11 protein-coding genes and 1 pseudogene are annotated in these 12,786 nt (G+C 64.9%); 7 read left to right on the forward strand and 5 right to left on the reverse strand.

Annotation, left to right across the window (positions count from 1 at the left end; genetic code table 11):
* Positions 1-317: 317 nt before the first annotated feature.
* Positions 318-1,430: a nitronate monooxygenase family protein gene (locus AB6809_RS25090; RefSeq protein ID WP_006050480.1), complete on the reverse strand. Its 1,113-nt coding sequence runs from the start codon at positions 1,428-1,430 to the stop codon at positions 318-320.
* A 310-nt stretch (positions 1,431-1,740) separates the two neighbouring features.
* Between AB6809_RS25090 and AB6809_RS25095 the strand changes: the two genes are divergently transcribed.
* Positions 1,741-2,439: a dienelactone hydrolase family protein gene (locus tag AB6809_RS25095; RefSeq protein WP_006050482.1), complete on the forward strand. Its 699-nt coding sequence runs from the start codon at positions 1,741-1,743 to the stop codon at positions 2,437-2,439.
* Positions 2,440-2,643: 204 nt separating this feature from the next.
* On the forward strand, positions 2,644-4,173 hold the full coding sequence (locus tag AB6809_RS25100; RefSeq protein ID WP_029969501.1) for an amidase: 1,530 nt from the start codon (positions 2,644-2,646) through the stop codon (positions 4,171-4,173).
* A gap of 33 nt (positions 4,174-4,206) precedes the next feature.
* On the opposite strand, the pseudogene AB6809_RS25105 reads toward AB6809_RS25100, so the two are convergent.
* The 4 genes and pseudogenes from AB6809_RS25105 to AB6809_RS25120 all read right to left on the reverse strand — a co-directional run.
* Positions 4,207-4,456: pseudogene (locus tag AB6809_RS25105) on the reverse strand (MFS transporter); the annotation flags it as partial.
* Positions 4,457-4,505: 49 nt separating this feature from the next.
* Positions 4,506-4,817: a high-potential iron-sulfur protein gene (locus tag AB6809_RS25110; protein ID WP_006050484.1), complete on the reverse strand. Its 312-nt coding sequence runs from the start codon at positions 4,815-4,817 to the stop codon at positions 4,506-4,508.
* A 155-nt stretch (positions 4,818-4,972) separates the two neighbouring features.
* Positions 4,973-6,079, reverse strand: a complete 1,107-nt coding sequence (locus tag AB6809_RS25115) for an NAD(P)/FAD-dependent oxidoreductase (RefSeq protein WP_029969500.1) — start codon at positions 6,077-6,079, stop codon at positions 4,973-4,975.
* Between the two features lie 253 nt (positions 6,080-6,332).
* Positions 6,333-7,310 carry an AAA family ATPase gene (locus tag AB6809_RS25120; RefSeq protein ID WP_029969498.1) on the reverse strand — a complete coding sequence of 326 codons (978 nt, stop codon included), beginning with the start codon at positions 7,308-7,310 and terminating at the stop codon, positions 6,333-6,335.
* Between the two features lie 290 nt (positions 7,311-7,600).
* Between AB6809_RS25120 and AB6809_RS25125 the strand changes: the two genes are divergently transcribed.
* The 5 genes from AB6809_RS25125 (at position 7,601) to rqpR (ending at position 12,600) form a co-directional block, all read left to right on the forward strand.
* Positions 7,601-8,140 carry a hypothetical protein gene (locus AB6809_RS25125; protein ID WP_029969496.1) on the forward strand — a complete coding sequence of 180 codons (540 nt, stop codon included), beginning with the start codon at positions 7,601-7,603 and terminating at the stop codon, positions 8,138-8,140.
* A 157-nt stretch (positions 8,141-8,297) separates the two neighbouring features.
* A complete protein-coding gene (locus AB6809_RS25130) occupies positions 8,298-9,095 on the forward strand; it encodes an endonuclease/exonuclease/phosphatase family protein (RefSeq protein WP_006050488.1) in 798 nt (265 codons plus the stop codon).
* A gap of 698 nt (positions 9,096-9,793) precedes the next feature.
* A complete protein-coding gene (locus AB6809_RS25135) occupies positions 9,794-10,564 on the forward strand; it encodes a ferredoxin--NADP reductase (protein ID WP_006050489.1) in 771 nt (256 codons plus the stop codon).
* 418 nt (positions 10,565-10,982) lie between these two features.
* Complete coding sequence (locus AB6809_RS25140; protein ID WP_371027395.1) at positions 10,983-11,933, forward strand: sensor histidine kinase; 951 nt, start codon at positions 10,983-10,985, stop codon at positions 11,931-11,933.
* 10 nt (positions 11,934-11,943) lie between these two features.
* A complete protein-coding gene (gene rqpR / locus AB6809_RS25145; RefSeq protein ID WP_006050491.1) occupies positions 11,944-12,600 on the forward strand; it encodes a response regulator transcription factor RqpR in 657 nt (218 codons plus the stop codon).
* Positions 12,601-12,786: the final 186 nt, after the last annotated feature.

Raw genomic sequence — 12,786 nt, forward strand, 5'->3', positions numbered from 1 at the left:
AACCCGTACTTGCGCGCAAGTGTAGGCTATCAAATTAATTTGTGGGACTTTTTTGAGGAAGTGGGATGAACACTAATAGCGTTTATCCAGTGGCGCCGGCTTCCGGCTTGCGTCGCGGGCTGGAAAGCACCGGCCCATGCGGGTTTCCGCTATATGAGCAACGCATCGGCGAGTAAGCGCTAAAGGTTTTAGCGAGTCAAACCGTTAATGGTTCGAATGAGGCGGAATACGTCGAAATGGATTCGAGCGGCCGGCACTTTTTTTGAAAACGACGCGCGCCGCAAGCGGGGGCGGCACGCGTCCTGACTCGTCGCGGTTCAGCGTTTAAATCCAGCGACGAACGCCGCGATGCCGGCGCTTGCCGCACGCCATTCGTCGTCGAGTTGGGCCATCAGTTCTGCCGCGCCGAAGTCCTCGCGCCGCGAGCGGCCGAGCGGCGCACCTTGCCCCGACCACAGCGACAGATAATCGCCGTTCTGCGCGCGGCCGGCCGTCTGACGCAACTCCTGCGTCAATGCGTTCTGCACGGGATACGGCGCGATCTTCTGCGGCGCTTCGCTCAGGCGCTGCATCAGCGGATTGCGGATGCCGCGCGCGTGGCGGCCAGTGATCGCGTAGGTCACCGAAGTCGACGTGTCGGAAATCGAGCGCAGCCGGTCTTTCCATGCCTGCGGTATCGCGCTTTCGCGGGAAGTCAGGAACGCGGTGCCCATGACCGCGGCTTGCGCGCCGAGCGCGAGCGCGGCGACGATTCCCCGTCCGTCCATGATGCCGCCGGCGGCGAGCACCGGCAGTCCGGTTGCGTCGACGAGTTGCGGCACGAGCGCCATCGTGCCGACCAGCGCTTCTTCGAATGAACCGATGAACGTGCCGCGATGCGCGCCCGCCTCCGAACCCTGCGCGGCGATCGCATCGGCGCCCGCGTCGCGCCACGCGACGCCTTCCGCAACATGCGTCGCGGTGCCGATTACATATTGACCGTTCGCCTGCAGCCGCGCGACGTCTTCGCGTGACAGCAGCCCGAACGTGAAGCTGACCACCGGCACACGCGATTCGATCAGCGCCTCCAACTGCGCGCGAAAATCCGGCGCGTAGCGTTCGAGCGGCCGGCCCGGCGGCAAACCTAGGTCCGCGCGCACCGGGTCGATGGCTTCGAGCGCGCGGCGCACGGTGGCGTCGTCGGGCGCGGCAGGCTGCAGCACGAACAGATTGACGCCGAACGGGCGATCCGTCAGCGCGCGAATCGCCGCGACGTCGCTCGCGATTTTCTCCGGCGACAGCGCCGCACCGGCCAGCGTGCCGAGGCCGCCGCTATTCGACACGGCCGCGACCAACTCGGGCGTCGTGGCGCCCGCCATCGGCGCCTGCACGACCGGCACACGCAAGCCAAAACGCTCGGCAAACGGCGTCACAAAACTGCCTTCACTCATGATCGATTCTCCTTCGCGCAATCCGCTCGCCATCCCCGCGAGACCTTACCGTGGACTCTACCGGCGCGACGCGCAACAGGAAAATGAATAATCGAGAACGTTCGGATCGTCCAATGAGATTGCCTTGACGATGCCCGTCGAACGGGCTTTCGAAGGCTGTTCGCAAGGCTTTGCCGGGGGTGCCTGCATCGGCTTTCTTTTGGTGGCACACTGACCGCCCGCTTCAGGCATTCGCGCCTCTTGCATTCGTTTTGTCTCAACTCGCCCACTCAATTCATTCGCGCGACCGCGCGCGATTACGGAGGACACCATGAGCATCACTTCGCGATGGATCGACATTCCCGCCGGCAACGACACGTTCGGCGGCTATCTCGCGCTGCCCAAAAGCGGCAAGGGACCGGCTGTCATCATCATTCAGGAAATCTTCGGCGTGAACAGCCATATCCGCTCGGTCGCGGATCAATATGCGCAAGACGGCTACGTCGCGCTCGCACCCGACGTGTTCTGGCGCGTGCAGCCGCGCGTCGAGTTGACCTATGAAGGCGCGGACCGCGCGAAGGGCGTCGAACTGATGCAGAAGCTCGACGCAAACCAGGCGGCCGACGACATCGGCGCAACGGCCGCGGCGCTGCGCGCGATGCCCGAAGTCACCGGCAAGATTGCGGCAATCGGCTTCTGCTTCGGCGGACTGCTTGCATATTTGACGGCCGCGCGCGGCAGCGTCGACGCCGCGGTCGCCTATTACGGCGGCGGCATTCAGAACAAGCTCGACGAAGCCGCGAAGGTTAAGGTGCCGATGCAGTTTCACTACGGCGAACTCGACCAGCATATTCCGCTGTCGGCCGTCGGTCAGATTCAGGAGCGCTTTGCCGGCCGCACCGATGCCGAGTTCCACATCTATCCGAACGCGGATCACGGCTTCAACTGTTCGGACCGTGCGTCGTACAACCAGCGCGCCGCCGCGCTCGCGCATGGCCGCACGCTGACGTTCCTCGGCGAGCGGTTGTAAGTCGGGCAAGTGACGCAAGTCACGCACTGACGCGATAGGCTCGCCGCGGCGGCGCGCGAGTCGGTTACGCTTCAAGGGCGGCGCGCCCGCTCTTTTCGCGTCGATGCACGCGGCGGCAAATCACGGCGTAGCTGTGCCGCCGCGCCGCCGCTTGCGTGCATCGACGATGGACATCCCACATCCGCCAGCGAGGTCCTTTCCGCCGTGCTATCAGACTATCTCGCCCATGACGCCCTCGGCCTGGCCGAACTCGTGCGGACTCGCGAAGCCAGCGCGCGTGAGTTGCTGGACACAGCGATCTCGCGCACCGAAGCGGTCAATCCCGCGATCAACGCGATCGTGCTGAAGGACTACGAAGCCGCCCGCGAACGCGCGTCGCGTTACGACGCGAGCATGGCGAACGGCATCAACGGCGCAAATGGCGCGGACGCCGACAGCCCGCAAACCGCGCTCGCCGGCGTGCCGTATCTGATCAAGGATCTGGGCGCCGCCGTCGCGGGCCTGCGCATGACGATGGGCAGCCGTCACTATCGCCACTTCATTCCCACCGACGACGCGCCCGTCGTCGCACTCGCCAAAGCGGCGGGCCTCAACATCTTCGGCAAGACGAGCACGTCGGAGCTCGGTCAAATGCCTTATACGGAGCCCGAACTATTCGGTGCGTGCCGTAATCCGTGGAATCTCGACCATACGCCCGGCGGCTCGAGCGGCGGTGCGGCGGCGGCAGTCGCGGCGGGCATCGTGCCGCTCGCGCATGCATCGGACGGCGGCGGCTCGATCCGCATCCCCGCGTCGTGCTGCGGACTGTTCGGGCTCAAGCCGTCGCGTGGACGCGTGCCGCGCATGCCCGCCGCGGTCGCGGCCGGCGAACTCGGCGTCGATCACGCCATCTCGCGCAGCGTGCGCGACAGCGCGTTGTTGCTCGACCTGCTCGCGGGCAACGCGGACCGTCCGCTCGGCGCGCCGGGTACGTTTCTCGGCGCGAGCCGCGAGCCGTGCAAACCGCTGAACATTGCGTACGTGACCGAGCCGATGCTCGCCCCGTCGCTTTCCGCCGATGCACGCGCCGCGCTCGACGACGCCGCGCAACTTGCAAGCTCGCTGGGACACAACATCGAGCCTGTTTCGCTCCGGATCGATTTCGACGCGGTCAGGCACGCGTTCCTCACGCTGTGGTCCGTCACGGCGGAAGACCTCGTGCTGAACGCCGAGCGCATCACCGGACGCAAGCCGTCGCGCGACGAGTTCGAAATCTCGACGTGGGCGATGGCGCACGTGGGCCGCAAGCTCGGTGAGCGCGGCCTGCCCGGGGCGCTCGAAGAACAGCGCCGCATCACCGAACGTCTGACCGATCTGTTGAGCCGCTACGACGTGATCCTCTGCGCGACGCTCGCCGCGGCGCCCATCAAGATCGGCGAGATGCATCCGACGCAGGCCGAGCGCATGCAGATGCGCGCAGTCAGCGCGATGCCGCTCGAGCCGCTGATGAAGAAGCTGCTCGCCGAGGCATCGAACAAGGCGTTTGCGTGGGCGGGCTGCACCGAGCTCTTCAATCTGAGCGGCCAGCCGGCCATGTCGATACCGCTTTACTGGAATGCGCGCGGACTTCCCGTTGGCGTGCAGTTCGCGGCCCGCGACGGCGGCGAAGCCACGCTGCTGCGCCTTGCCGCGCAACTCGAAGCGGCACGGCCGTGGTTCGACAAGCGTCCGCCGCTGATCAAGGCGCGCAGCTAGGCGGTGTGATGTGAGGTGAACGGTTTGCGCTGCGCGTGCGTCGGCATCGACGTGACGATGGCCCGGCATGCAAGCCACTGCGACGATCGACGCAGCCAGTCCGCGCATCAAGTAATAAGTCGGTGCGAGCGGCGAGCCGCTCGCCTCGGTAAGCGAGGTGACGACGAACGGTCCAAAGCCGCCGAACATCGTCACGGCAATGCGGTAGACCAACGATAAACCCGTGCAGCGCAAATCCGCAGGGGAACAGTTCGGCGATCAGCGCGCCGAACTGCCCGTCATATTGCAGCGCACTTCAGCCAACGCATGAAGGCAGCGTGAGAACCACGCGATCAGGCCTTCTTGTTATACGCACTGCACCAGCCCTTCGCCGCAACCTGCTTGCCGGCGAACATCGGACACGGCGCGTACGGATCGCTCGCTTTGCCCTGATAGAAGCTGCAATTGCCGCAGTCCTGGCCCGGTGCGTACTTGGCGAACTTCGCCTTGTCGACCTTGCTGGCGTCTTCCTTGTAGCCGAGCGCCTGTGCGGTCGGGTCGCTTTCTGCGACCTTCGGTGCATCGGCGAATGCCTGGCGGGACAGTGCCAGCGACGAGGCCACGCCGATACTGGAAATCAAAAACGTGCGACGGGAAGCTTTCATGGGGACTCACTCCATTTATATTGAACTGATCGCCGTTCTGATGACAGCGGTCCCCAAGGATATCAATGAAGCCGTCTCAGGTGACGGGTCAAATGATAGAGATAAGCGAATCGCAACGACATCAGGCCGCCCGCGTGAAGCGCAACGGCGTGCGCTCATGCGCGGCCGCTCAATTCGCACACCCGCTGCGCGATCGCCAGGCAAGCCGTGAGTCCCGGCGATTCGATGCCGAACAGATTGACGAGTCCGCGCACGCCATGCGCGGCCGGTCCCTGGATCACGAAATCGGCGGCGGGTTCGCCGGGGCCCGACAGCTTCGGACGGATTCCCGCGTAAGCCGGCTGCAGCGCGTTGTCCGGCAGCGCCGGCCAGTAAGCGCGAATCGCTGCGTAGAAAGATTCGGCGCGCTGGGGATCGACGTCGTAGTTGATCGCATCGACCCATTCGACGTCCGGACCGAAGCGCGCCTGGCCGCCAAGGTCGATCGTCAGATGCACGCCGAGCCCTGCTTCGTTCGGCATCGGATAGATCAGGCGGCTAAACGGCGCGCGTCCGGAGATGCTGAAGTAGTTGCCGCGCGCGAGGTAAAGCGGCGGAACGTGGCGCGCGTCGAGTCCGCGAATCTTGCGCGCCAGCGCGTTCGCGTGCAGCCCGGCGCTGTTGATCACGCAAGCGGCGCTGATCGTGGTGGGCGCGTCGCCGCTGACCTTGATGATGAAGCGGCCATTGCCCGCTTCGATTGCCTCGACCGGCGAGTGGAACGCGAACATCACGCCGTCGCGCTCGGCGTCGCCTTGCAAGGCCAGCATCAACTGATGACTGTCGACAATGCCTGTCTGCGGCGAGAACACGGCCGCCACGCATTCGAGCGCCGGTTCGAGCGCCTGCGCCTCGCTGCCCGTAATGCGCATCAGGTCGAGCACGCCGTTGTCGCGGCCCTTGGCCATGATGCTGTCGAGCTGCGGAATCTGATTGTTCGACGTCGCGACGAGCAGCTTGCCGCAGCGCGAATGCGGCACGTTACGCTCGACACAATAGTCGTAAAGCATCTCGCGGCCGCGCACGCATAGCGTTGCCTTCAGCGAGCCGCGCGGATAGTAGATGCCCGCGTGAATCACTTCGCTGTTGCGCGAACTCGTGCCCACGCCGATTGCCTCGGCGGCTTCGAGCACGATCACTTCGCGCCCGCGCGCCGCGAGCGCACGCGCCACCGCGAGCCCGACCACGCCGGCGCCGATTACGACACATTCGATCTGGTCCATGTCCCTCGACGCAGCCGACTTCGCTACGCGCCGCCTCGTTCATCCATGTAGATGGCAACAGCATGCGGCCAACGAACGCCGTACACCGCTCGCTGCCGAACGCACTGCCGTTTTGCGACCGTTTTACAACGGTCATCCGACCGCTGCCTCAAATTGTACGACGCCGCGCGCACGGCGATGCGCTCCCGCTGTTTCCAGCGGCAGCGCATCGTGCGGCCATTCGCAGTTTTTGGCGGGAATGGACAGTGGCTGCCTAGAAGCCGATCGGCCTGCGACGGTTGCCGAAGTCGAGCCGGATGTCGCCGCCGCCGATCTCGTCGCGTCCGTCGATGCGCGCCGCACCGAAGCCGTTCAGAATCGCCCGGCGCATTTCGCGAGGCGACGCGTTTTTCAGCGCGTCGAGCGCGTCATCGCCGAGCTGCTCCGGAAAGCGCAGACCCCAGTTGTGCGCGCCGCGAATCTCGGCGTAGATGGACTGCGCGATGCGGCGCGCGCCGTCGCGATCCGGCGGCGGAATCTCATACACGTTCATCCGGTTCATGATCGGCTCGGGAATCGAGCGCGCGTCGTTCGCCGTCGCAATCCAGATTACGTGGCCGGCATTGATCGGAATCTCGGCGAATTCGTCGATGAAACTCTGCGCCGTGTCGTGCTCCAGCAGCGCGTACAACGCACCGAGCGGATCGTATTGCGAGTCGCCGGTAGCCTTGTCTATTTCGTCGACGGTAATCACCGGGTTCGCATAGCTGCCGTTCACGAGCGCATCGAACACCTTGCCCGGCTTGGCGTTTTTCCATTGCGACGACGCGCCGGAAAGAATCCAGCCGGCCGTCAGCGAGCTCATCGCGACATACTGATAAGCCGTGCCGAGCAGGCGCGCTAACTGCTTCGCGAAATGCGTCTTGCCGATGCCGGGATCGCCGAGCAGCAGAATTGGCATCAGTTCGAGACGGTCCTCGGTCTCGAGGCAGAGCGCGACCTGCTTGCGGATGTCGTCGAGCGGATCGGCGAAGTTCGGCAATGCGTCGATCAGATCGTCGATCGACGGCATGCGGTTCGGCTTCACGCAGAACCGCAGATTGCCGGTTTTCAGCATCTTTTCGTAGGTTGTGCGCAGCGCGTCGTTGGCGCCTTCGCTCAGATCGTTCAGCGCGGTCTCGACCTGATCGAGGTCGTACACCTGACTGAAAGACGCTACGGCGATTTCCTGTCTGACCATTGCTGTTGTCATTGCTCACCCCGTCTGACTGGCCTTGCTAGGCGGCATCCGATGGACGCCGTTTCAGGTCCAGTTTAACGAGGACAGATCGGCACGCAAGCCAGCAGTCGTGCGGCTCTGCTGCTAACAGCCGGTTATGCTGCAAAGCCGCGCCAAGCGCGCAGCGAGCACAACCGGCGCGCTTCGAAATAGATTGTTGCTGAACCCGGCCCCGTTTAACGTGTCAGAAAAGCGTTGCGCTCATCAGGCGTAAGATGGCCCTCTGACCAGGCTGCCGGACGCAGTCACCGGAGATTCGTTCTATGTGGAAAACGTCTATCGCGGCCGTGCTGATCGGCACTTCGATGCTGGCACAGGCGCAGCAGCGGCCGCCGCAGCAGGTCGTGCAATGGCAACTGCAAGTGCTGCTCAACGGGCAGCAGATCGACACCTTCGACGGCACGACCACGGTCGGCCAGGCGCGCACGGACACGCATCACAAGGTGGTGCAGCACAACGTCGGCTGCAAGGATCAGCCGGCGGGCAGCATCGACCTGGCGCGCACGCTCACGGTATCGCCGCTGCAGGCGGACAGTAACGAAGTGACGCTCTCCATCGAGGCGCAGGAAACGTTCGAGGACAGCGCCGCGCGCCAGACCGACACCGGCTGCAAGCTGCCGCCGCAGCCGCGCCAGGTGAGCGCGAGCCATCCCGGTCTGAAGGTGGCGGCAGGTCAATGGGCGAGCTGGACGATCGTCGACAAAGACCCGGCGCTCGTCTACCGCGTCCGCGCAAATCTGACGAATGGCGCCAATGCGGCAAGCGCAACCAGCGCGGCCAGTGCGGCCAGTGCGGTGAACTGACTGCGCTGCGAGCCAGCGACAAGCCCGCGGCAAATCAGGCGCAAGCGCGTTCCGCTCGAGGGGGTTGAAAAGCGAAGCTGAAGAGCCAACCTGAGAGACCCGCGAACAACGCATGAACAATCGAAGCTCCGAAAACAGAACACGTGGATAACGCGGCATGCGAAACCCCGAAGAATTGATCCGCGAAAGCACAGCACCCAAGGATTTCGTGGCGGTGAGCTGGAACCTTCACAAGGGCCGCACGCCGCTCGGCTTTCAAGCCTGGCAAGCCATGCAGCGCTGGGTTCAGTCGACCCACGCGGACGCCTATTTTCTGCAGGAAGCGATGGCGCGCCGCATGCCGTCGCCGGTATTGGCGAGCAGCTTCGGCGCGCCCGTCGCCGATCCCTTGAACGATGTCTGGCATTGCCAGGCGACCGAAATCGCGCAGGCGCTGCAACTGGAAATCGCGCTTGGGCCGAACGTGTTCAAGCCGTCGTGGCGGCACGGCAATGCGATTCTGTCGCCGCATCCGTTGGATCTCGGCGGACGCTGGGATATTTCCGCGCATCGCTTCGAGAAACGCGGGCTGCTGGTCGCACGCGCGACCTTCGGCGGACACTCGGTCACCTTGCTGTGCGCGCACCTCGCGCTGACGCGCTCGGCGCGCTTGCGTCAGATGAACTGGATCGCTCACTGGATCGCGAAGGAAGCGCCGGACGGTCCGCTCGTGCTGGCCGGCGACTTCAACGACTGGCGCAACGATTCGGTGCCGCTTTTCGGCGAGCACGGCCTGCATGAAGTGGCCACGCTGCTCGGCGAGGCGGGCCGCACGTTCCCCGCTTTTTCGCCCGCCCTCGCGCTCGACAAAATGTTCGTGCGCGGCATGAAGCCGATCGAATGGATTCCGCCGACGCAGGAAACCGCTTGGCTGTCGGATCATTTGCCGTATATGGCGCGCTTGCGGGTGGAGTGACGACGCGGAGCGTGGTTTGGCATGCGGGCCGAAAAGCGCGCTTTCGATCGATGCGATTGCACTTGCGCTTGCGAACGCGCGGTCACGTAGACACAAATGCAGACGCCGGCCGGGCCTATGCGCTTTCTGCCGAACGCGCGCCTCGGCGCGACGTCACTCATTGCGCGGTTGCAGCGGGCAAACGCTGACATTCCCGAGCCTGGTTTTCCGCCCGTTTGCCTGCTTTATTGGCAGGGTCTATGCTGCGCCGCACGGCAGCTTTCTGTATCATCCTGAAAATGTTGCCCGCGCGGCGCGCCTACCCGGCGCGAGCCGGACAGCCGGTGGCAGCCGCCCCGCGCGGCCTTCGTCCATCGCCGTACCCTTGGTGACGCGCGGCGGCAAGCACGCCTGGCACTGCCCGTCGCCGGTCGTAGTCGGACCCGGCGGACCCAGCGAAAACCGGCGCCCGCGCTCTTCGGCCGGAAATCCGCATGATGAGTTCGACGAACGCCGGTTGATCACCGCCGCTCGACCGCTTGATTCGCTGTTTGATTCGCTTTTCGCGCCCCATCGCCGCGTCTCGGCCCGCTGGCGGCGGGCGCGGTAAAATAACGGATTGCGCGCCATTCCGCCCGCGGGTGAGCGCAGCATCGCCCTTGCCGTGCCGGCCGGCTCCAACGACTGGCCGCCTTTGTTTTCGCACTATCCAAGAAGCCATGAGCAACCTCAATTCACAAACCGTCCTGAGCGTCCATCACTGGACCGATACGCTTTTCAGCTTCACCTGCACGCGCGATCCGTCGTTCCGTTTCGAAAACGGCCAGTTCACGATGGTGGGCCTCGAAGTCGACGGCAAGCCGCTCTTGCGCGCGTACAGCCTCGCGAGTGCGAACTACGAAGAACATCTCGAATTCCTGAGCATCAAGGTGCAGGACGGCCCGCTCACGTCGCGTTTGCAGCATCTGAAAGTGGGCGACCAGGTGCTGATCGGCAAGAAGCCGGTCGGCACGCTGATGGCGGACAACCTGCTGCCCGGCAAGACGCTGTGGCTGCTGTCCACCGGCACGGGCCTCGCGCCGTTCATGTCGATCATCAAAGATCCGGACATTTACGACCGCTACGAGCGCGTGGTCCTCACGCACACCTGCCGTTTCGTCGACGAACTGGCGTACAAGGAATACATCACCGACCACCTGCCGGCGCACGAGCACCTCGGCGAACTGGTGCAGGAAAAGCTGCTGTATTACCCGACGGTCACGCGTGAAGCGTTCGAGAACCGCGGCCGCATCACCGAACTCATCGAGACGGAAAAGCTGTTCGCCGACCTGGGCGTGCCGGGCTTCTCGCTCGAAAACGACCGCGTGATGCTCTGCGGCAGCCCGCACATGCTGCGCGACACGCGCAAACTGCTCGACGACCTGGGGTTCCAGGAAGGCAGCAACAACGAGCCGGGCCACTATGTGGTCGAAAAGGCGTTCGTCGGTTAAGCGATTTTTCGCGGTTCGCGCCGCGAAACCAGGGAAAAGGAGCCTTCTGGCTCCTTTTTTTTCGCCGTTACAATTGGGCACCGGATATTTGACATTTTCTGTCGGCAATCTTCCTACAGAACGGCATGAGCGGCATGTCAGGCGTTACGTGAGGTAATGCCGCTAAGCCTTGGTGGGCCTGCATTTTTTTCTTTTTTGGGATATGATCGCGGCGCGCCGCCGGGCGATTTCACTGCCGCTCATGGCACGACGCGCTTGTTACTGAATGTAAATTTCGTTACGTTGCTGCGTAGTGATCTGCCCGTCGTAGTCATCTGATGCGGCCATATTGGAGGCCCGAGACCTGATGCGTTCTTTCGTCTTCGCGGCGCCGATGCGCCACCGCTTCGCCGTCCGCGCCGCTTTCTGAGAGAAAGTCATGGATACGTCGACTGTCGTCCGTTTCACCAGCCATGCTTCGGCCTTGTTGCCGCGCGCCGCCGAAGACGCGGGCCGCGCGTCGGCGTCGGCGTCGGCGTCGGCGTCGGCGTCGGCGTCGGCGTCGGCGTCGGCGTCGGCGTCGGCGTCGGCGTCGGCGGAACGGGAATTGGCTCGCCTGCGCTCGCGCGTGCGGGAGCTTTCCGCCGAACTGGTCCGGGCGCAGGAAGCGGCATGCCGTCACGTCGCGCGCGAACTGCATGACGGCGTGGGCGCCGAATTGACCGCGACGCGCTTCGCGCTCGCCGGCGTGGAAACCTGGCTGCCCGCCGACGCTCCGGCGCAATGCTCGGCCGCGCTCGCCGTCGCCAACCGCTCGCTCGACGCCGTTTGCGCCGCGACCCGCCAGGCGGTGGCCGAACTGCATGCGCCGGCGCTCGAAGCGGGCATCGTCGGCGCGCTCGCCCAGTGGACCGGCGACTTCGCCGCCCGCACGCAGTTGCGCACGAGCTTCGTCTGCGCGGCCGACGTGCGTCTCACGCGCCTCTCCGCCGACGCCGCGCTCGCCGTGTTCCGCGTCGCCCAGGAAGCGCTGAACAACATTGCCAAGCACGCGCGCGCCGAATCCGCCGACGTGCGGATTGAAACCAGCCGTCGTCATCTGACGCTGATCGTCAGCGACGACGGCGTCGGCGTTTCGCGCCACGCGCATCGCAGACACGGGCATTTCGGGCTGAGTGGGATGAAGGCGCGCTGTGCGGCCTTCGACGGCACGCTGAGCGTGAGCGCCCGGCGCGGCTTCCAGCCGCTGGTGCAAAACCCCGCGCAAAAGCCGGCGCAACGCGGCGATGGCGAAGGCCCGCGCGGCACGCTCGTGCGCGCGCGGTTCGCGTGGGACGCGATGCTCGCCGACGCGCAGCCAGGCGGCGGCCTGCGCGCGCTGCAATCGTGAGCGAGCCGTCATGAGCCTGCGCATCCTGCTCGCCGACGATCACGCCGTGGTTCGCCAGGGCGTGCGCCAGTTGCTGCTGGATCGCGGCGTCGCGCGCGAGGTCACCGAGGCGCAGACCGGCGCCGAAGCGCTCGACGCCGTCGCGGCCCACAGTTTCGACGTCGTGCTGCTCGACATTTCGCTGCCGGACATGAACGGCGTCGAAGTGCTCAAGCGCCTGAAGCGCAAGGCGCCGCGCGTGGCGGTGCTGATGTTCTCGATGTATCGCGAGGATCAGTACGCGGTGCGCGCGCTGAAGGCTGGCGCCGCCGGCTATCTGTCCAAAACCGTCGATGCCGCGCAGATGATCGGCGCGATCCAGCAGGTCGCGGCCGGCCGCAAATACGTGAGCCCGGCGATGGCCGAGGCGCTCGCCGATTATGTCTCCTTCGACGGCGAGCAGTTGCCGCACGAAAAGCTCTCCGACCGCGAATACCAGACCCTGTGCATGCTCGCGTCGGGCAAACGGCTGACCGACATTGCCGAGGCGCTGTCGCTGTCGGTGAAAACGGTGAGCGTGTACCGCACGCGCCTGCTCGAGAAGATGAAGCTGCGCAACAACGCCGAACTCACTTTCTATGTGATGAGCAACCGGCTCGTCGACCTCAATCCGGCGATGGCGGGGTAAGCTGGCGGCTGCGGCAGGTCGGATGCCGCCGGGTTGCCGCTGGAATGCCGCTGGATTGCCGCTGGATTGCCGCTGGAATGCCGCTGGAATGCCGCTGGATTGCCGCTGGATTGCCGCTGGATTGCCGCTGCGATGCCGCTCGGTCACGCCAGCGCCACGTATCCAGAGCCCCGTCTTTTTAGCGCG

It is taken from the genome of Paraburkholderia sp. RCC_158 (assembly GCF_041355255.1).
In the GTDB taxonomy this organism is placed as follows: domain Bacteria; phylum Pseudomonadota; class Gammaproteobacteria; order Burkholderiales; family Burkholderiaceae; genus Paraburkholderia; species Paraburkholderia graminis.